The sequence below is a fragment of the Nocardiopsis sp. NPDC049922 genome, assembly GCF_040660275.1.
Taxonomy (GTDB): Bacteria; Actinomycetota; Actinomycetes; order Streptosporangiales; family Streptosporangiaceae; genus Nocardiopsis.
Genome location: NZ_JBFAME010000034.1, coordinates 1 through 19,312, shown reverse-complemented (window position 1 = coordinate 19,312; position 19,312 = coordinate 1). Strand labels below are relative to the sequence as shown.

Genomic DNA, 19,312 nt, shown 5'->3' with positions numbered 1-19,312 from the left:
AGCTGGGCGGTCGACTGCCCCGCCCCCGCAGCACCACCCCCGCCGCCGCCCGAGCCATCAGCGTCCGAAGCCCACACCCAGCAGGCGTCATCACCCGCCACCACCACCGCCACAGCGGCCAGCGCCATGACCGACCACCGCCGCCAGTCCGTGCGCCACGACCTTTCCCGCGTTGATGCCTTCACTCCGGCCCCCTCAGCCTGGTCTGGACCGGGGGGACCGGGCACCCGGCACGGTCGTGGCCAAGACCCGGTACCCCCCGTAATCGCTCCCTTAGGAAGCCAGCGGGAACGGCCGATGCGACATCGACTTCGGATGAGTCCGCACGTTCAGGACCAGGCTGAGGCGACCGGGCTCACACCCCAGCAGACACTCCTGGCGGAGAAGGGCGTCGGCGATGGTGATCTCGCCCGCGTGCACCGCGGCCACCAACCGCGCTTCGGCGCGCTCACGCCGCTTGGCGCACGCCTTGTAGGACACCCCCAACTCCTGGGCCACTCGCGTCAACGGCAGGTTCTCCAACCGAGTGCGGGCGATCAGGATCGCCTCGGCCCGCGAGAGCACCCCTACCTGCATGGCGGCCACCAACAACACGTCGGGGCTGCCCTGCACACCAGGATCAGGAATCTCCTCGCGTCCTGGCTCTCCGATCGGGAACGGGGCGTCCTTCTCGTGCTTGCGCGCCGAGAGCGCCGTCCGGTGCACCGGACGGATCAGGTACCAGACCAGGCGGGCGTAGTCGGTGTTGACGGTGCGGACCTGGCGGACGGCCTCAGCCAGGATCGCGGACTCCACCGCGTCCACGCCGCCCGGTGTCAGCCCCCGGCACGCGCGACGCGCGATGGACCGCAGCGCGGGCATGCACAACCCCAACGCGCCGACCATCCAGTCCTGGGACCGCCGTGCGGCGCGGATGGTGTGGCGCCACACCCCGTCCCGCACCTCGTAGGGGGTGTCCTCGCTCATCAGGACCTCGCGCAGTTCGTACAGCGAGTAAGTCCGGTCCTGGAGCCAGGGATGGACCTGGCCTCCGTGCAGGGTCAGGTGGGTGGGTGCCACATGGACGAAGTGGGTCTCGACCACTTCCAGCGGTGACGGCTCAAAGGCCACGGGTGCCCCCTCGAATCGCGACGAGAAACGACACCCGCATCAAAACAAACACGATTCTCAGCCGGCACTCAGAAGGGGATCACCGCGTACTCAATCCGCGCTCGCAAAGAACTCACCACGGCAAAAGAATGGTAAATCCTGAGAGGTGAGCAGATCCTCTAACGTCAGGTAATCCCGCCCACCGACCCTGTCACTCCATGCTGACCTGCGTTGATACCAAGATGAGCAGCCCATGATCATGCGCTCAGGAGACACTCACCCGCACCGTCCAACGGACCGGGAAGAATTTCTTCGACACGCACACCAGATGCCCTGATGAGACGTTGTCCGGCGCAGGACCTCGGAATGCTCTCCCCATACTCACGACCTACTCACCTCGTCATCGTTCCGTGCGTTCTCGTGAGACTTGGGGGGAGCAAGCAGCCCCTCCAACGGCGGACATGCTGCGGATTTCTATTACCGGACCGAAGCAGGATCATCCAACGACTTTGGTCACGGAGCAGGATTCTGCGAGCTTGAGGTGATTGAACAGGGGCGCGGACATGGGGGTGGTGCTGACTGGGTGGCCCGGTTCGGCCACCACACACACGCCGCTGTGGGGCAGGTCGGGCGCTGACGAAGGAGTTCGTGACCCGCGCTGGGGTGGGGCGGATTCTCGCTGCCCCAGACGCTGGGGGTGTGGAGGACCGGGTTGGATGGCCCCACGGGTGTGGGTTCTCCCCGGTGGATGATCCGGGTGAGGAGTGGCCAGTCATAGGGTGGCAGGGATAAGTATCGGCGCCGTCGGGATGGTCCTCCACCCACGGTCTACGAAAGAAGGCCGCGAAGCGCGTCCTCGGCCTGGTCCACAGCAGTGGTGAAGGTGCGCGTGTAGACGCGCGGAAGCTCCCCTGTGCCGAGCCCCGCTGCGGTGAGAACGGCGTTGAGCCTTCGTTTCTGCTCTCTGGTCCTGTGGGTGCCCATAGTGGGGTGGTCGAGGACTTCACGGGCTGCGTAGGCGTCGAGAGCGGCCACCTCGGCGATGGCGTCCTGAAGGGGAGCGATATGCGGGCTGGGCCGGTTGTGGGCCAGATCGAGAGCGGCCAGACCGACGCGGGTCTGGAACACCGCGGTCGAAGGATCGGGGGTGGTGACCACGGTGGTCGCCTCCCGCAACGCGACTTCGAGGTCCTGATCGGATGCCGGTGAGCATTCAGGGCAACAGTAGACACCCAGGAGGGCCGCGATCGCACTCTCCCAGGGTTCGGTGGGGGTGGTGGCCTCGATCGTGTCGCGCGCCCGTTGGTCGAGACCTTGTTCCATCAGCGACATGATCATGATCTGGCGGCCGTCGAGGAGGCGGTGGCCGATACCTCGGTGCGCGGTCATGACTTCGGCTGCCCGCGTCCAGCGGCCGATGCGTGCCAGAGCTCTGGCTCCGTCGACGAGGAGCACGCTCCACAGCTCCTGGCCGACCTTCTGGTGGTCGGAGTCCGTGGTCATCCACCGGGCCAGGTCGATGTCACGGCCGTGAATGTGGGCTGTGGTCCGCTGTTGGGCGGCGCGGTAGAGCCGGTTGAGCACGTCGTAGGCGGCTTCGCCGTCGCCCTGGCGGGTCAGCAGCCGGGAGATGTTGACCAGGGGCATGAGCGCCATCACGGCGATGTCGCCCGTGAGGCGGTCGGAGTCGGCGAACACCTGGTGCTGTCTCCAACACAGGTCAGCGGCCAGATCGGGTATCCCGAGATCGGAGACGATCAGGGCGGCGTAGTTGAGGACCCCGCAGGCGCGGGCCACCAGGTCGCGGTGGTTTGCGCCTGCAGGCTCGACAGCCAGCCCGGCCAGATGCGTCATACGTTCGTCCAAGGGCAGTGCGGGTGCCTTGGGGCGGCGTACCAGCGGGATGCGGCTGGCGATCGGGGGGATCATCGCGTCTCAGCTCCGGCGCGGCCAGTCGATGACCAGGCGGCTGTGGGGCTTGTCGACGACGAACCGCGGTTCGGCGGCCGTGAGCCGGTCGCGGGCCTCGCCGACGGCCATGCGGAACCCCGGCTCGGGGGCGCTGTTGCCCCAACCGCGATCCCACTCACGCACCTCGGTTGTGACCTGCTCAGCGAGTTCAGCGGCGCGCGAGCCGTGGCCGATGACACCGATCTCCCAGAACCGGCCCTGGGCGTCCTCGCCTTCACGGATGGTGAAATAGGCCAGGCTGTCGCCGTCCAGAGCGGTCATGGCACCCCACCCGAAGTGCGGGGTGAAGCCGGGCCTGGACCCGGGCATGCGGGACAGCCCGTTGGGCAACACACAGGCCAGGTACAGGTACAACCACTCCCAGTTTCCGCCCCCGCGAAGCTTCACCCCGGTGTAGACCTTCACCTGGTTCTGGTCCAGGGCGGTGCTGAGCGCGTCGCGGTCCACGTCCTGCTCGCTGAAGGTCTCCAGGTGCACGTCCCCTTCGCCCTCCATGGGCACGCGGGTGTAGATGTCGTCGCACACGCCCTTGCGCAAAGGTACGAACGTCGCCATCTCACATGAGACCGTCTTCCAGGCGTCGCCGTCGCGCTCGAAGGCGAAGCTGCGGGAGATGCTGCCGCGGATGCGCATCGGCACGACCAGACGGCCGCCAGGCGCGAGCTGGTCCAGGATCTTCACCGGGACGTCACCGGCGCCGACGGTGAACTGGATGCGGTCGTAGGGGGCGTGCTCAGCAAGACCGGCCGCGCCGTCACCCAGCACCACGGTCACGTTCGAGGTTCCGGTCTCGGTGAGGTTGGTGCGCGCGGTGTCGACGAGGTCGGAGTCGACGTCCACCGTCCACACGTGACCCTGGGGGCTTACGAGGCGGCCCAGGAGCGCGGCGTTGTACCCGGTGGCGGCTCCGGCCTCCAGGACTTTGTGGCCGGGCTGGGCGCCCAGTTGCTCCAGTTGGGTCGCCACGATCGAGGGCGCGGAGATGCAGGAGATCATCTCTCCCGTGTTGTCGTGCTTGATGGGCACGGCGTCGTCGACGTACGCCCTATGGGCCTCGACACCGGGCAGGAACCGGTGGCGTTCGACGTGTTGGAAGGCGTCGATGATCTCGGGGGTGCGCAGGCGGCCGTTGTCGGACAGACGTGTGACGAGTGCTTGGCGCAGCTCGGCGGGATCGGTGGTGGGAGTCTCGGTAGTCAGGGTGTTCTCCATTCGGGTCACGTTAGGGGCCGGGGACACTGCGTGATGGGCCGACACGTCAACTTCCTCGGGGAAGGCGATGTGGCGGCCCAGCCAGGCCGTCGCGGCCTGCTCGGTGGCGGGCACGGCGGCACGGTTGAAGGCGAAGATGGCGTGGTGGGCCAGGACCGCGCGGAGGCCCCGCGTGAGGCGTCCACGGTGGGCCAGGAAGCTGAGCTGGTGCCCGGCTTCGGCGAACGCGGCGACGCGCTCGGCCCATCCGGGTTCAGGGTTCGGCCGTTGGGCAGCGTCGGCGTTCATCAGACGCCGCATGGCCGAGACCGCGTGGTCACGTTCCGGGCCGGTGGGCGGGGTGATGGGTGGGCGCAGGGAGCTGAGTCTGACCCACACGTCGCCGACCTCGAACGGGTCCAGACCCGCGGACCGGAACAGGGCGGCCAGCAGCAGGGCACAGCGCTCCCTTCCACCCGGCATGCCGGTCTCGGTCAGGGCGGGGCGGCTGTCGGCGCAGAACAGGTCGTGGGCGACGGCCATGCCCTCGGGGCCGCCGAAGGCTTCGGTCTCGGGCTCGTAGACGCCGCCCACCCAGCCGCTGATCAGCTCGTCGGCGACCAAGCGGTTCAGAAGGTCGGCCGCGGACTGCTCGGTGCGCAATCTCAGCCCTCCGTCCTTGCGTAGGAAGTGGAACCGCTGATCGCCCAGCGTGGACGCCAGCGCCTGGGCAGCCTTGGGTTTGACCCCGATGCGGTCCGCGCACGTCACGCTGGCGTGCCACCAGCCCTCCTCCCGGGGAAGAGGCAGGTTCTCGACGTCGTCCATGGTCGTGGGGTGCTCCTTGTCGGTGCGGGCGGGGTTGGGTCAGGTGATCAACAGGGCGCGGGTCCAACCGGTGGCATCGGTGCCCTCCAAGGCCAGGTGCGCGCCAGCGCGGCCCTCCATGAACCCGGGCTTGGGCAGGTGGTCCACCGTGGCGGCCAGGCGCGCGGTCAGGTCGTCAATCAGGGGCGTGAACCGCTGCGGGGTGGGGCTGTCAGCGGCGACAGCGCGGGTGATGGCCACCAGCCCGGCCCAGCCGTGGCACAGCGAAGCGTCGGTGATCCGCCCCAGGCAGATCGGGTCGGTCAGGGTGCGCACGAGAGTGTCCTCGGCCGCTAGGCGGCGGGCCTGATCGCCCAGGGCGAGTCCGGCCAGGTGGTGGACACGGGCGATGCCGGGTCGGCCGTAGCACCAGGACGGACGTGTGGGCGCCGGGTCGGGCGGCTGCGGAGCGTCCAGTTGGTCGTGGGTGGTCCAGTAGCCGCAGGCGTGGGTGTCCAGCCAGCGCGAGAACACCTCGATGGCCTCCTGGTGCCCCGGTACCCGAACGCCGTGGCGGGCGGCCAGGGACAGCAGCGCCAAGGGCCCGGCGATGCCGTGCGCGACGCCGTTGTTGCCGTGGCCGCCGTCCATCTGTTCACCGTGTGGGCCGAACGCCGACCACCAGCCCGGCAGATCCCGGCCGTCGATGTGGACCGGCTGCGCCAGAGAAACCAGGTAGGCCAGCACCTCCTCCAGCAAGGGCGAGGCGTCATCGCGGGCCAGCAACAGCGCGCCCAGCCCGGCCAGGCCCCGGATGAGGTCGAACTCCACCAGATGCGGCAGCGTTCCCGATTCCTGTCGACGGTGTGCGTCGACCAGGCGGGCGGCCACGACACGGTCGACGGCCTTGCGTACATCGGGACAGGTGTGCCCTGCGCGACTGAGCACGAACTCCAGGGCCGGGGCGCCGTGGAACAGTGAGGCGTTGGCTCCGGTGCTGACGCCGCCCGCGACCGCTTGGACCAGGCAGGTGTGTGCGGCGTCGGTGTCGCCGCGCTCGATGTGCAGCAGCGCCACCCCCAGTTCGCCTTCGGACAGTTGCTGTGTCCTGGGCGGGGCCGCGGTCGTCATGAGCGGGCCTCCAACGGCACGACGATGCTGTGAGCTCGTCCGCCGATCCACCCGTCCGCGTCTGGGGGCGGCGCGTCGTGCAGGAGGGCGACACCACTGGGGCGGGCGGCCAGGTGCGCGCGCACCAGGTCCAGGTGCATCTCCTGGTCCAGGTCCAGGGGGAGCTGTTGGTCGTCCTGGGCCAGGAGCACCCGGTCGGGGACGCCGAACCGGCCCCTCCAGGCGTGAAACCTCTCAGCCCACTCGTCCAGGGGAGCGGCGCGGCCGGGCAGATCACGGGCCTGGACCTTCCAGCGTGCGGGAACCAGGATCGACCGCCGGTAGTGCAGCGCGGGGGTGAACGGCAAGGTCCAGGCCGCGCCCCACTCGAACCCGGTCACCTGCGGGGCCTGAGCGCGGCTGATCTCGGCCAGGAAGCGGACCAGGGGCGGGGTGTAGTGGTTCCACACGAAGTTGATCGCGGTGGGCGCGAGCAGCTCCAGGCGTGTGCCGGTGGCGGCCTCACACAGGTAGAGGCGGCCGTCGCGGATACCCACGGCCAGATCGGAAGGGAACAGCACCTCGCTGGTGCGGTGCCGGAACTCGCCGACGCTGACCAGGCGGGGCAGGACCTGCGGGGAGCGGGTGAGCGGGTCGGCTGGGACGCGGGCGGGGTGGAAGGAGAGCTGGACCATCTCGGCGCCGGGATCGACCGTGGGCAGGCGGGTGTGGGCTTGGGCGGTGTGCGGGAGCAGGTGCCAGAACCGGCCCGTCATCGAGCCGGCCGCGCGGGAGACGGTGGAGATCCGCAGCCGGAAGTTCCCGGTCTTCAGAGCGTGCGTCGAGGTGGCCTGGATCTGGGCGCACACCTCTAGGTGGGGCGGGGTGAGGGCGGGTGTGCCAGCAGAGGCCTTCAAACGTTCGATCGTCTCCCCGGTCAGGGGCACCGACCGGCGGCCCTCCACGGCCGCAGTCCCGGCCAGGTCCAGCAGCAACCGGTCCCGCAGGACCATCGGACGCGGGGGGCTCGACGCCTGGGCGAACCCCTCTGGCATCCCCAACCCCTTCTCGGGGTCAGTGACCTCCTGCAATGGCACTTCGGTGCCCTCGCCGTAGCGTTCGGCGAACCGGTCGGCGTAGCGCTGCCATGCCGCGGTCCCCTGCGGGTACGGGGTGAGTCGGGTCAGGATCGTGGCGGCGGTTTCCGCTTCCGTCACGATCGTCTGGGGCAACCGGATCGTCGCGTCCAACCGCAGATCCGGTGCCGCCGGACAGGCTTCGGTCTGCTGGCACAGGGCGATAGGGAGGGGTTCGGCAGGGTCGGCGACGGTGGCGGGCGCGCGCAGCGACGGGAGCAGCAGCCGCACTCGCAACAGCCGACTCAGCAGCCCCGTCCGGTGGTGTTCGGCCGTGCCGGGGAACTCGGCGGCGAGCTTGCCCGCCAAGACGGAGAACCGGATCGGGGAGCGGGCCGCGTCCAGCACCAACGCGAGCGCGGGCGTCAGCGCGACCAAGTACTCCGAGTCCCCCTCGGAAGGGACATGGATGCGGCTGTCTCGCTGGTACGCGAGGTTGTTGACGCACACCTCGACGTCGGCCATCCGCGTACCGTCGGTCTCCCAGTCGCTGATCGCCGTACCCAGCGCCACTGGGTCCGGCCGAGCAACGGCCCGATGGCGGTTCCCGAAGCGGACGTGGACCGTGTCGCCGAACTCAATGGGGGCGACGCCCGCGAACCAGCCGAAGGGGGTGGATCGGCGAGTGTATCGGAGCGCGTAGCGGGCGGTGGCCAGCGCCGCCCGCCGCACTCGGCGCGGCTTCGGCGAGCTCCCCTCCAGGATGGACTCCACCTGACGGGCCAGGTCCGGGCTGGTAGTGGACACCGCCTGCCGGAAGGTGGCGTCAACCCACACCGCGCCCAGCCACGCACGCCAGTCTTCGCGTTGGGCGTCGAGTCCCGGCCACGGGGGCATCTCCGGTCCGGTGAGGTTCGCCGCGGCGCGCAGCATCCCCCCACCCACGCCTCGGTACAGGTTCGGTCGTGAGCGCGTCATCCCCCTGACCCCCTCTCTGGGTAGGAGGGTGCGGGCCGGTCGGTAACCGGTCGTCCGGTCCGCACCCCGGGGTGGGCTTGGACTAGGAGGTGGTGCAGGCGCTCGGGCAGGAGCTCCCACAGGTGTCTCCGGTGCTGCACGCCAGGATCGACTCGGTCATCGGCGTGCCCTCGATGAAGGAGATGTCGAGACCGAACGGGTCGGTGACTTCGGTGCTGGTGTCGGTGGTGTCCTGCGGCTGGGTGGGCTGCTCGATAGTGGGTGTGCTCATCTGCTGTGCCTCCTACTTCGTGCCGGGAGAACCGCGAGGTGGACGCATCATCGGGGCGGCTCACGGGCCGCTTGACCGGCTGGGGTGGCCACGTCCGCGCGATCTCAGAGAAGGGGGAACCCCTCACGTTCGGTGTTCGAAATCGAGTACATCCCGGCAGCGGTGCGGGGACAATGGCCGGAACCGATCCAGCACCGATCCCAAACGGGGAGGCCGCCTGTGATGTCTGATCAGCTCCGCGACGGCATGAGGCAGGCGCGCAGGGCATCGGGCATCGTGTGGGCACGGTTCGCCCGCCAAGCCGGGTTCGGCGAGGCGTACCTGCGCAATGTCGAGAACGGCAACCGGTCCTTGACCCCTGCGGTGGTCGCCGCCTATGACAGGGTGCTGGGCACCGGCGGTTCCTTCACCACGGCGCTGAACGCGTCTGGTTCCACCGGATCCGCGGAGGCGGTGTGGGAGCAGCCCCGCAGCCTGGCCGTGCTGACCGACCTGGTGAAGGGAGGCCGTGTGGACCGGCGAGGGTTCCTGTCCGCCGCAGCGGCGCTCTCGGCCTCGGCGAGCAGTTGGTCCAAGGCCCTGGGGCCGGCACGACCCAACGGAACAGCGGCCGTTCCCCACGGCCCGGCCCTGTTATCCCACATCGACGACCGTCTCGGCTGTCTACGGCGTCTGGATGACGAGCTGGGCAGCGGCGAGGTGTACCAGCTGGCCCGCAGCGAGTTGTCGCTGATCATCAAACTGATCGAGTCGGGGCGCTACAACGGCGTGACCGTGGACCGGTTGCACTCGATGGCCTGCGAAGCTGCCCGGCAGGTCGCGTGGGCGGCCTTCGACCAGGACCGCCCCGGGGTGGCCCAGCGCTTCTTCGACGGGGCTTTCCGCGCCTCCGCCGAGGCTGGTGACCCGATCAGCGGCGCCTACGCGGCCTCGTTCGCCGCGATCCAGTGCTACTCCACTCCGGGGCAAGCTGACCAGGCGGTCGCGCTTCTGGAGGCGGCGCAGGATCAGGTGAGATGGAAGGCGACCCCACGTATGCGCGCCATGCTGGCCGCCCGCACCGCCCGCGCCCTGTCCAAGACCGGGGCGAAGAAGGAGTGCGCCCACCAACTCCATCTCGCCCGCACGGCGCTGGACCAGGGACCGCACGACGACGACCCCGAGGTCCTGTACTGGGTGGGCTACGGCGAGATCGAGATGATCGCGGGCTCGGCCGCCCTGTACCTCGGAGACCCGGCTGAGGCGGTACGCCGTTTCGAGTCCGCCATGGCGGCGTCCTACCCCGGAGACGAGGAGTACCCGCGCAGCCACGCGATCTATCTGGCACGGGCCGCCGAGGCGCATCTGGAGATGCATGACCTGGACGCCGCGGTCGCCACCGCACACCACGCGGCCCGGTGCCTGGGATCGGTGGACTCCGCCCGGTCCGCTTCCGAGTTGAAGGGGCTGCGCGAGAAGCTGCGGGCGCACACCTCGCACACGGCCGTGCGCGAGTTCCTACAGGTGGGGTAGGCCCAACATCTCGCGCAGACGGGGGGCCGCCACGTCCTCGTCCAAGGCCAGGAGCGATGTGATGCCCAGCTGGTGGGCGGCGGCGAGGTTCTTTTCGCTGTCGTCGACGAACACGCACCGCTCAGCCGGTACGTCGAGTTTGTCGAGCACCAAGTGAAAGATCGCGGGATCGGGCTTGCGGATGCCGTGGTCGGTGGAGAGCACGACCTCGTCGAAGGTGTTGTGCAGGTCGAATCCGGCGTAGGGGTCGTAGGGTTCCCGGCCGAGGCTGTTGGACAGCACCGCGGTCTTGACCCCGGCCGCGCGCGCTTGCCGTGCGACCTTGAGCATCTGGTAGGCGGGGAAGGCGTCGTGCAGGTAGCGGGCCATCAGGTCGTCAGGGGCGACCCCGATCAGGGCGGCGAACCCCTTGTTCCAGTCGGTCTGGGTGATGTGGCCGAGTTCGAGCCGTTGGAAGAGTTCCTGACCGCGTGGGTCGACCCACGCGCGTAGGAAGGTTCCCCGGGTGAGCCTCTCGCGGTCCTCGAATGAGGAGATGACCTCGACCATGTTGAAGGTCAAGACGCCGAAGAAGTCGAAGATCACGCCACCGTACTTGGTCACTGTGGTCGTCGCCATGGCCCAATCCTACGATCCGCAGAAGAGTTGCGGTATTGCACGCACGCGCGTAACTTTCCGGATCGCCCCGGACCGGCTGCACCGCGCTGGGCTCAGCCGGTCTGCACTACAGATATAACGATGGGGAACGTCGCTGCCGGACAAAGCTTCTTCTTTACAGGACGATTGCCACGCTCCGATGTCCAGCGCGAGAGCCGAGCAGCTTCACTGAGCGGGTGCACGCCGCCTCTACTGCGGCTGGCTATGCGAGAAGCTGGAGGTCCCTCTTTCCGGACGTCTGCTGATAGCGGACGAGATCACCAACGGTAGTGTTCTCATCCCAGCCAAGGTCGGCGATCCGAACCCACCCAGAGCGCCTTTGACCGTTCCCCCTATTGCTCAGCGCAGTTGTGTACAACATGTTGTCAGCGACGGCCACGGCGATCATGAAAGTGTCGCCCCTTGGGTCCAACTGCCGAGCCAAAGTGTCAAGACGGTCCTGCGCCACCGAGCAGACGAACAGCACTTCACCTGTCGATCGTTGTGGGAGATTTGACATCGACCTTCGCTGATCGGGGTGCTTGAGCGCTGCCCCAATTCGCCGAGCTACCTGCATGCGATCGGTTACGTGCTGGTCACGCCGGACCCTAATGGCGACCTCCGCCTCCTCATCCTGGATGAGGTACTTCTGCCAGTGGACAGCCGGCACAAAGGGGTCCTGTGCTCCTCCAAACTTCAGTAGTGAAGTGAGGTCGACCTCGAGTTCCTCTCGGGTGTCCCTGCCTCCGACCAGCTCGGGGAGCTGGGGGGACTCGATGCTCCACCCGTAGCCGGGGTACTCCGTGAGGATGGCATCAATGCGCTCAGGCACGCTGCACCACCTTCCTCGCCTCCTCCAAGCTCAAGCCAGCTTGGTTGACCAGTACCTTCTTGACCTCGATCGGGGATAGCTCACGGCCGTCATGGTACGCCCAGCGTATGCGCTCGCGCTCTGGGGCCTCTAGCCATCGGTGGGAGCCGCCGTTGTGCTGGACTTCTTCATACCCCAACTCACGTTTAAGTAGCCGCAGAAGCTTAGGTGCACCCATCGACGGGAAACCGGGAACTGGGCTCATAGGCGACCTCTCGGAGGGTGGGATGCAAGGCATGGTACGCCCATACCTCGCGTCTATACAGGTCTTTGCGAGTCTTTGCAGGTTTGGTTCCCGACCGCACCTGAGGACACGCCGGTCAAGACCAACGGGCACACCACCATGAACCCGCGTGTGGTGGCCTACCGCGATCCCGGGTGGCAGATCGTTCTGGGGCATCTGGTCCCGGATGTGCGGTACGCGGTGTACGAGGCAGTTGAGGATCGTCCGGAGTGGGCGGGGGGCCACGGTGTACGTGGCCGCCCCGGATGGGTCGTGGGCGGTGGCGCAGTACACCCCCGCCGGTGGCCCGTATGACTGTGAACGTGCGGGTCCGCGTGATCTGTGGGCTGAGATCGGTGAGGCTTGGCGGGTGTGGGAGCAGGCAGGTCGGCCGGGCCGGGACTGGATGGGGGTGACGGTGACTGCGGAGGGCACCTGGTTGTGGGTGGACTCGCCTGCGGGGGTGCTGCACCTGCGGGGAAGAGCGACGGCTGCGGGGTAGCCTGGTGGGGTCGCGACGTGGAACCGGCTCCCGCCAAATCGCCTGGCGGGAGCCGGTTCGCTTGTTCAGCGATGTCAGCGGGTGGCGCGCATGGAGGTCAGGAGCGCGGCCCACTCACCAGCGGGCACGGACAGGTGCCCCAGGTCCCGGTTCTGGGTGTCACGAATACCGGTGACCGATCCCTCCGCGACCTCTACACAGTTCCCTCCGGTCTGGCTGTAACTGCTCTTGTGCCATTCGTTCATGCAAGTTCCTTCAGTGCTTCGATGGAGTGTCGCTCAGGGAGAGATACTGCCAGCGCACCCGTGATGAGGGAGGTCAGGCGATCGTGGTCCTCCGCCTCGTGGATGACGTTACCGCACGCATGGTCACTGGAGACCGCTAGCTCTCCAGAGCGCAGCCGGAACACTAGCAAGGGGGACGTCACCCCTACCAGGATCAATCCCTCTGGCACGAGGTGGATGTCAACTCGCTCCTCCTCAGCGAGGTCTAGCAGGTGCACAGCCTGCTCCCTTCTGATCTCTTCAGCGAACCCGGTGACAGCCGAGACCGGGAACACCGCCGTGACCCTCAGGCGCGGCAGCTGCGCAAGTCGTCCGGTCCGGATCTTGGTGAGTCGAGCGATCTCCTCATCCGATGCCAGAGGCCACCATGCACGGAACACAGCTTGGGCGTACAGCGTGGATTGGAGGTACCCCGGGACTAGGACCGGCGAGGCGCTCTGAACGGTTAGGGCGGATTCCTCGATCGCCGCGATATCTCGTGCCCACTCGGGCAGGGTGTTCCCGCTTGTCGCGAGTTTCCATGCCGCGAAGAGTCGACCGTCCGCTTTCAGAATTTTGTCCAGGTTTTCGGCGGTGTTTCGCTTTGGAAGCCCTCGACCGTTCACCCATCGGGACACGGACGCCTCTGAGTTGGAGACGAGTCTCGCTAGTCGCTCCTGAGAGAGGCCCTGAATCTCTCGCAACTGAGTTAGCAGTTCAGGAAAGGGGGGTTCAGGCATGCACTAAAGGTTACGCCCATCTTTCGAGTGCTGCCAAGTGGTTCCTGGAAGTTGTCACTTAGTGGCGACAGTGGGTGCTGACGGTTCAGAGTCGGCTTTGGAACAGCACAGGCCGCACCATGCGGGTGCTGCCCATACAAAAGAACGCCCCGAGCCGGGTTGCAGCGGCTTCAGGGCGTGAGCCCCACCCCGAAAGAGTCGAGCAGGTCGAGGTGAGACGAATGAAGCGTAGCAACCGAACCCGTCCGGGGCTACCAAACCCGGGCAACCCACCCCACCCACCCCTCAACCCGGCCCTCGCGCACGCGGTCGAGCGGTACCGGCTCCGGCGGGGCATCCCCACCGGCCCCGTGCCCCCGCTCCCCCAGACCCCCGCAGACACATCCGCCCTGGCCCACAACGGCCTGGACGCCTTGCTGGCCATCGCCCACCAGGTTGAGGGGGGCCAGTGGTGATCGCCGTCGACACCGGCAGCGACCGCCACGCCTGCCACCGTTTCCCCGGCACACCCACCTCGATCCGCGAAGCCCGCGCCTGGGCGATCGAGACCGCCCAAGCGTGGGGGATCGACCACGCGGCGGACGACCTGGCGCTGATCGTGTCCGAACTCGCGACGAACGCGATCGAACATTCCCTCAGCGGCCAGACCGACGGCCGCTTCACCGTCCGCCTGTACCTGTGCCCCGACCGGGTGCGGGTGGTGGTCCGCGACGGCGGCCCACGCGGCAAGAGGACCCCCACACGCCGCACCGCGTTGCCGACGGCGGAGACGGGGCGCGGTCTGGCGTTGGTGGAAGCGTTCTCCCTCGCCTGGGGTGCGCTCCGGTTCGGGACCGGGGTGTGGGCGGAGGTGGCCCGGTGACCGTCCCTGCCTCGCTGGTGCCCCGACACACCACACCGCCCACGGTCACCCGGTTGGCCGAGCAGGCGATGGGGTGGATGCATGCCACCCTCGTCCAGGCCGGGTACGTCCCTCACCCGGACTGGGGCACGTGGTCGATCGACGCCCGCCGGTACGCCCAACGCACCTGGAAGAACGGCGAACTGGTGGGGGCGGGACGGCTCGCCGCGGTGTGCCTGCGCCTACACCAGCACTCCCCACGCAGCCGGTTGGAGTGGGTGGCCGAGTTCCCCGCCCGCACCCCCGCCGAGTGGGAGATCCCGGACCGGGAGAAGTCCACCCGCCACCTCGCCATCCTCGGACCCGCCGCACCGGACCGGCCGCCGCACCCGCAGGACCTCGCCCTGGTCGGCTACCTGGTCGACCGCGTCCGCCACGAGCAGGAGACCAACACGTGAAGGGGTTCGCCCGGCCGCCGCGCCGCACCCAAGGCCCCGAGTCCGCGCACCAGGCCCGCAGCGGGTTCGAGTCCGCCCGGTGGGAGGCCGCCCGCCAGGGACTCACCCTCGGCCGGGAACGCCGGTTCCTCGGGGCCGTGTACACCCTCGTGGACCAGGCCGGGCACGCAACGATCCTCTACGACCTGGCCGAGGTCCACCGCCACCTGCACCACCCCCCCGGACCCGGACCTGCCTCCGGCCGCCTGACCCGGTGCGGCGGGGACGCACCCCCTTTCGACCGTCCACAGGGGGGTTCCTCCGCCGCACCGACCCAGACCGGGGCTCGGCGCTCTTCCCCGGCCGAGCCCCACACCCCCGACAGATTCCAAGAAAGCACCCCCATGACCGACACGTTCTGTGTTCCCGACCGCGTCCGCCCCGCACCCCTCACCGGTGTGCGCGCCTACACGTTGCTGACGGTGACCATCCTGGCCTGCTACTGGCCAACCATCGCCTCGCTCGCGGTGGTCCTGCTCACCGATGCTGCGACAACCGTCACGGCGCCGAATCGGGACACCTTCTGGAGGTACGCCGGCCCTGAATGGGCGCTGCACCTGCTGATGCTGGCCACGGTCCTGCTCACGGCGAGGATGCTGACCCGCCGTCTGGGGACGACCGTCCGCGACGGGCTCGGCTTGTTCCCCCGGGCGGAGTACCCGGACCAGTGGGCGCGGTACGCGCACGAGTTTCAGGCGTTGTGGGTGTTCCTGGTGTCGGTGCTGGTGCTGCTGGTGTCGATGACCGCGATGAGCCTGATCAATCTCGTGGTCTTCGACGGGCAGGCCGGGGGTTATGAGATGGACGGCCTGACCGAGACGTTGTGGATGGTCGCCTACGTCGGCCCCACCCAGGTCACCACCGCGTTCAGCGAGGAGATCGTGATGGGCCTGGTCGTGGTGGTCTTGGCTGCTGCGGGCAGGCCCGCGTGGGAAGGGTACGCCCTGGCGGTGGTGTTGCGGGTGGGGTTGCACGCCTACTACGGGTGGCCCGTGTTGGCGTTGGTCCCCGGTGCCGTGCTGCTGGTGTGGCTGTACCGGCGTACCGGTCGGCTGAGCTCGATCATCGCTGGTCACATCGTCTATAACCTGCTCTTCACCGCCTGGGCGTTGCTGGTGGCCGTCGCCCCCACCGGGTGGGAGGGAGGATGACCTGTGCCTCCGGCCACGGGGGTGTCGCTGGCGCCGTGGTGCCGGTCCCCGCCATCGGTGGACCGCTTCCCCCGCTCACCCGCCGCCTCGGCAGCTCCCACCGACTCGTGGACCGGCCCAGAAGGCTTCACCTGGTCGACCAGTCGGTATAGGGCGCCCACGGGGCCCTGGGCGAAGCACACCAGGACACCGTCACCTACCACGAGGTGGCTGTGCGCACGCCCCTGTCCAGCATCACCCCGGGGGGCCGTGGCGAGCACGATCAAGAAGTCGACCAACCCACCCTTGCGGCAGGTGTCCGCGAACCACGCGATCCTGCGGGCCGGGAGAGGAGCACGGCGCAAACGCACGTGTCTCCGGGGCTCGTGGGCGCGAGTTCGTCGTGGTGGTGCCTGTGGGCGCTGAAGCTTGGGGCGGTCGCACCTTCAGGGGCAGGGTGTGGTGTGGTCCTGTCCTTGGTTTTCGATCAGGAGTTCCACCTGGGTTCTCCGCGGACCCCGGAGTTTCGGACGTCCACGAAAAGGGATATGGTTTGTTGGCGTCCATCGAGGACACAACAGTCTGACCTGGGGCTACAGTCGGCTTGTGCGCGTGCGAACGCGCAGCGGCGGTGCACGCCCACAGGCATACACCGGGCCCGGCCGCAGGAATCTGCACCATCGAAGTATGGATGCCCTGCGACCGGGCAGAAGGACTTAGGTGAGAGCGAGCCCTACATCAGCGGGGCACGCGCTCTCCCCTGGTCGCCTGGTTTTCTAGACGACGGAGCGCAGCAAAAGGTTGGTAGCCCGATGCGCCCGTCGGAGGCTCCGGGAGGCGGTGCTCTTCAGTGCCCCTCCCGGGGTTCTTCGTCTGGAATCATCCCCTTTCCAGGATCGACGGGCTCGTCATCGGACCAGATCAGGTCGACCAGTTCTCCGAGGAGAACACGAACGGCCTGACTCATCACCATGTAGACGAGCACGCGTGTGATTTTGGTTCCCCAGGGCCGGTTGGTTTTGTTCCGCCTGGGGCGACCCTCGTATTCGGACGTCTTGTCCACGGCACCCTTTCCGGCTCCATGTCGGTGATTTGACGCGGAGAGATTGCCGACCTCCCCAGCTGGTGGAGGTCGTGAGGAAGAGGGTGTTCGGAAGCAATGTACCGTTAGGTGACCGCGATTCGGAAACCTGCTGCTTAGCGGCGTTCCGGTCGCCGTGGCTTCATGGGTGTTTGTGTCCGATTGTCACCTATTCGTGGGGTTCGGGGTGGTTGTGAGGCGCCTCGGCAAGGAGCCAGTCATCCTATATCAGCGGGACTTTTCCGATGCAACTGACAAGATGTCAACTCGCATATAGACTCCAAGCGTGCCGAGGGCACCGCCACGGTTCATCGTAGAGCCAATGGGCCGTGGATGGACGATTATGGCGTGTCTGGGCTCCCCTGACCCCGAAGGTGCGAGGTCGCACAGTGCGATCCGGCAGCACCGGCCGACGACACCCCTGTGAAGGGACCCCCTTGAGCGACGATCGCGGACCCGTAGTCCATCAACACCTCCTAATCCACCACCTGATCGCCCTACGGCATGAGCGCGGACTGACCCAGGAGCAGGTGGGGCGGGCCCTGGACTGGTCCCACGCCAAGGTCATGCGGTTCGAGGGCGGAGCCCAGGTCCTGCCCCAGAGCATGCTCGACGCCCTCCTGGCGCTGTACGGGATCACCAACACCCCGTTGGGGCGCAAGCTGCGCGCCCTGGGCGAGAAAGCCCGCGAACGCGCCTGGTGGAGTGCCTACCGCCGCCTGATGAAACCGGCCTACCGGCAATTCATCGGCCTGGAAGCCGGGGCCGACACCATCCGCCAGGTCCACACCGCGTTGATCCCAGGACTCCTGCAAACCCGCGACTACACCCGGTGCGTCACCGCCACCTGGGCCGAACCCCGCGAGGTCGAGCCCCTCGTCGAGCTGCGCATGCGCCGCCAGAGCGGCCTGGGAACGCGCACACCCCGCCCCCGGCAGGAGTACCTGCTCGACGAGACCGTCCTGCGCAAACACACGGGCATCTCGGTGGACCCCGCCATCATGCCGCGCCAGCTGCACCACCTGGTGGACATGGCCGGCGCACCCGAGGTCGAGATCCGTGTCATCCCCGACGGGCACGGCGAGCACATCGGGCTGACCGAGGGCTCCTTCATCCTGCTGGAGTTCGACAACGACCTCGACGACATCTTCTACACCGAAAACCATAATGTCTGCACACTGACAGACAAAAAGCATGAAGTAGAAAAGTACAAGACAAAGTTCGCGGAGACGTGGGAAGATGCGGCCCTGCCCGAGGACAAGTCTCTTGAACTCATCGAGCACTACGCGTTGTCCATGACAACGGCATAGGCGAGTCCATTTTTCTCGCACTGCTCATTGCGGGACCATTCGGGTTTACGCCAGCCAAGGCCATGAATACCTGTGGCGGATTCATGGTTTCGGATTTACACTGGCGTAGCGTTCTCGGTCGCATCCTCTCGACTCCGCCCTGGGCGGATCATCGACGATGAACATCCGGGCCGACGAACGCTCCCCGCATTGAGGAGTGTGATCACGCCGTGGCCGAAGAGCCCATCTTGTCTTGGTACACGAGCAGCTACTGTGCCGACCAGGGGCACTGTGTCCAAGTCGCCCATTCCCGGACCGGCCCGTTCATGAGGGACTCCATGGACCACTCAGGATCCGTACTGTGGTTCTCACCACAAGAATGGGCGGCCGTGATGCTGGCGGCACAGGATTGAGTCGAACGGTCTATCAGATCGATCTGGGTGGGCTCTCCGCCGTCAAAGCGGTGGCATGGGGGCTCCTGTTTTGGATCTCCTGATTCACGCGGGAGCAAGCCTATGCCTTGAGGCCGGGGCATGAGGGCACCCGGGTAAGCGAGCACAGGAAGGCCGTGTGAGAGTCCGACTCGTACTCTTACACGGTCTTTTCATGCTCTTTGGCCTACTCCGTGAGTAAGGTTTGGCGCCAACTGGCACACGCGCTGAAATGGTACCGGGGCCAGAAACGTCATGTTCCTCCTAAGGTAACTCGACGCCGCCCGCCGTTCCCCCGTATAGGAAACCAGTGATGCCACGACCAGTTAGGCATCAACCGCGAAACGCTGCGCAACCGGGTGGCCCAGGCCGAGATCGACACCGGGACCCGGCCACCTGCGCTGAGTGCTTCGGGTTGCTCGTGAGCATCGACCAGCTCGTCACCGCACACACCACGCTGGACTGGTCAGCTCTGCCGAAGAACCTGAGTGCAGCGTGATGGTCTGGCCACTGAGGTGTCCGTCTAACGAGTTGATGCGTGATAGCGGATCAGGCACGGTGGTCCCGTCCGCAGCGCTTGTCAGATGTTCGCGGTCCGGTCGGAGACCAACCCGACGATAACCCGGTAGGTGGGCGTTCCCCCCGAGTAGTGGACATACCGGACACTGGATGAGAGCCTAGGAGAGGATTATGTCCTGGTGGGGACCTATAAGAGCTCATCTCATTTGGCGAGTCTGCGGAAACAAATCAGCGTGCAGGCGATGCCCGTGAAGGCGAGGAAGTGGTCGGCCTTGCGCTCGTAG

At 67.3% G+C, this 19,312-nt stretch carries 19 protein-coding genes; 7 read left to right on the top strand and 12 right to left on the bottom strand.

Annotated features, from left to right (window positions below; translation table 11 throughout):
* Positions 1 to 273 precede the first annotated feature (273 nt).
* From AB0I72_RS27625 to AB0I72_RS27600, 6 genes are all read right to left on the bottom strand, one after another.
* On the bottom strand, positions 274 to 1,110 hold the full coding sequence (locus AB0I72_RS27625) for a sigma-70 family RNA polymerase sigma factor (protein ID WP_358573826.1): 837 nt from the start codon (positions 1,108 to 1,110) through the stop codon (positions 274 to 276).
* A gap of 807 nt (positions 1,111 to 1,917) precedes the next feature.
* On the bottom strand, positions 1,918 to 3,018 hold the full coding sequence (locus tag AB0I72_RS27620; RefSeq protein WP_358573824.1) for a hypothetical protein: 1,101 nt from the start codon (positions 3,016 to 3,018) through the stop codon (positions 1,918 to 1,920).
* 6 nt (positions 3,019 to 3,024) lie between these two features.
* Positions 3,025 to 5,079 (bottom strand): methyltransferase, FxLD system, encoded by a 2,055-nt coding sequence (fxlM, locus tag AB0I72_RS27615; protein WP_358573822.1) that lies wholly within the window; start codon positions 5,077 to 5,079, stop codon positions 3,025 to 3,027.
* A gap of 39 nt (positions 5,080 to 5,118) precedes the next feature.
* A complete protein-coding gene (locus tag AB0I72_RS27610; protein ID WP_358573820.1) occupies positions 5,119 to 6,189 on the bottom strand; it encodes a lanthionine synthetase C family protein in 1,071 nt (356 codons plus the stop codon).
* Positions 6,186 to 8,222: a lantibiotic dehydratase family protein gene (locus AB0I72_RS27605; protein ID WP_358573818.1), complete on the bottom strand. Its 2,037-nt coding sequence runs from the start codon at positions 8,220 to 8,222 to the stop codon at positions 6,186 to 6,188. Before AB0I72_RS27605 ends, AB0I72_RS27610 begins: the two co-directional genes overlap by 4 nt.
* 82 nt (positions 8,223 to 8,304) lie before the next feature.
* A complete protein-coding gene (locus tag AB0I72_RS27600) occupies positions 8,305 to 8,493 on the bottom strand; it encodes an FxLD family lanthipeptide (protein ID WP_358573816.1) in 189 nt (62 codons plus the stop codon).
* 222 nt (positions 8,494 to 8,715) lie between these two features.
* Between AB0I72_RS27600 and AB0I72_RS27595 the strand changes: the two genes are divergently transcribed.
* Positions 8,716 to 10,005: a helix-turn-helix transcriptional regulator gene (locus AB0I72_RS27595; protein WP_358573813.1), complete on the top strand. Its 1,290-nt coding sequence runs from the start codon at positions 8,716 to 8,718 to the stop codon at positions 10,003 to 10,005.
* Here the strand turns inward: AB0I72_RS27595 and AB0I72_RS27590 are convergent.
* The 5 genes from AB0I72_RS27590 to AB0I72_RS27570 all read right to left on the bottom strand — a co-directional run bounded on the left by AB0I72_RS27590 (position 9,991) and on the right by AB0I72_RS27570 (position 13,240).
* Positions 9,991 to 10,623: an HAD-IA family hydrolase gene (locus AB0I72_RS27590; protein ID WP_358573811.1), complete on the bottom strand. Its 633-nt coding sequence runs from the start codon at positions 10,621 to 10,623 to the stop codon at positions 9,991 to 9,993. The two genes, AB0I72_RS27595 and AB0I72_RS27590, sit on opposite strands and share 15 nt — an antisense overlap.
* A gap of 241 nt (positions 10,624 to 10,864) precedes the next feature.
* Positions 10,865 to 11,473 carry a hypothetical protein gene (locus AB0I72_RS27585; protein WP_358573809.1) on the bottom strand — a complete coding sequence of 203 codons (609 nt, stop codon included), beginning with the start codon at positions 11,471 to 11,473 and terminating at the stop codon, positions 10,865 to 10,867.
* Positions 11,466 to 11,690: a type II toxin-antitoxin system HicA family toxin gene (locus AB0I72_RS27580; RefSeq protein ID WP_358573828.1), complete on the bottom strand. Its 225-nt coding sequence runs from the start codon at positions 11,688 to 11,690 to the stop codon at positions 11,466 to 11,468. The genes AB0I72_RS27585 and AB0I72_RS27580 overlap by 8 nt, the downstream gene beginning before the upstream one ends.
* 621 nt (positions 11,691 to 12,311) lie before the next feature.
* On the bottom strand, positions 12,312 to 12,482 hold the full coding sequence (locus AB0I72_RS27575) for a DUF397 domain-containing protein (protein WP_358573807.1): 171 nt from the start codon (positions 12,480 to 12,482) through the stop codon (positions 12,312 to 12,314).
* A complete protein-coding gene (locus AB0I72_RS27570; protein ID WP_358573804.1) occupies positions 12,479 to 13,240 on the bottom strand; it encodes a helix-turn-helix transcriptional regulator in 762 nt (253 codons plus the stop codon). Before AB0I72_RS27570 ends, AB0I72_RS27575 begins: the two co-directional genes overlap by 4 nt.
* 221 nt (positions 13,241 to 13,461) lie before the next feature.
* On the opposite strand from AB0I72_RS27570, the gene AB0I72_RS27565 reads away from it, so the two are divergent.
* The 4 genes from AB0I72_RS27565 to AB0I72_RS27550 are packed head-to-tail and all read left to right on the top strand — an operon-like array spanning position 13,462 to position 15,729.
* Entirely contained in the window at positions 13,462 to 13,695 is a 234-nt protein-coding gene (locus tag AB0I72_RS27565) for a hypothetical protein (RefSeq protein WP_358573802.1), read from the top strand.
* Complete coding sequence (locus AB0I72_RS27560) at positions 13,692 to 14,102, top strand: ATP-binding protein (RefSeq protein ID WP_358573800.1); 411 nt, start codon at positions 13,692 to 13,694, stop codon at positions 14,100 to 14,102. The genes AB0I72_RS27565 and AB0I72_RS27560 overlap by 4 nt, the downstream gene beginning before the upstream one ends.
* Positions 14,099 to 14,539, top strand: a complete 441-nt coding sequence (locus tag AB0I72_RS27555) for a hypothetical protein (RefSeq protein WP_358573798.1) — start codon at positions 14,099 to 14,101, stop codon at positions 14,537 to 14,539. Before AB0I72_RS27560 ends, AB0I72_RS27555 begins: the two co-directional genes overlap by 4 nt.
* A complete protein-coding gene (locus AB0I72_RS27550) occupies positions 14,536 to 15,729 on the top strand; it encodes a CPBP family intramembrane glutamic endopeptidase (RefSeq protein ID WP_358573796.1) in 1,194 nt (397 codons plus the stop codon). Before AB0I72_RS27555 ends, AB0I72_RS27550 begins: the two co-directional genes overlap by 4 nt.
* A gap of 826 nt (positions 15,730 to 16,555) precedes the next feature.
* On the opposite strand, the gene AB0I72_RS27545 is transcribed toward AB0I72_RS27550, so the two are convergent.
* The gene (locus AB0I72_RS27545) at positions 16,556 to 16,693 is read right to left on the bottom strand and encodes a hypothetical protein (protein ID WP_358573794.1); all 138 of its coding nucleotides are present in this window, start codon (positions 16,691 to 16,693) and stop codon (positions 16,556 to 16,558) included.
* 533 nt (positions 16,694 to 17,226) lie between these two features.
* Here AB0I72_RS27545 and AB0I72_RS27540 point away from each other — a divergent pair.
* Complete coding sequence (locus tag AB0I72_RS27540; RefSeq protein ID WP_358573792.1) at positions 17,227 to 18,099, top strand: helix-turn-helix transcriptional regulator; 873 nt, start codon at positions 17,227 to 17,229, stop codon at positions 18,097 to 18,099.
* Positions 18,100 to 18,308: 209 nt separating this feature from the next.
* Positions 18,309 to 18,491, top strand: coding sequence for a DUF397 domain-containing protein (locus AB0I72_RS27535; protein WP_358573790.1), 183 nt, complete (start codon positions 18,309 to 18,311; stop codon positions 18,489 to 18,491).
* The last annotated feature ends 821 nt before the right edge of the window (positions 18,492 to 19,312 follow it).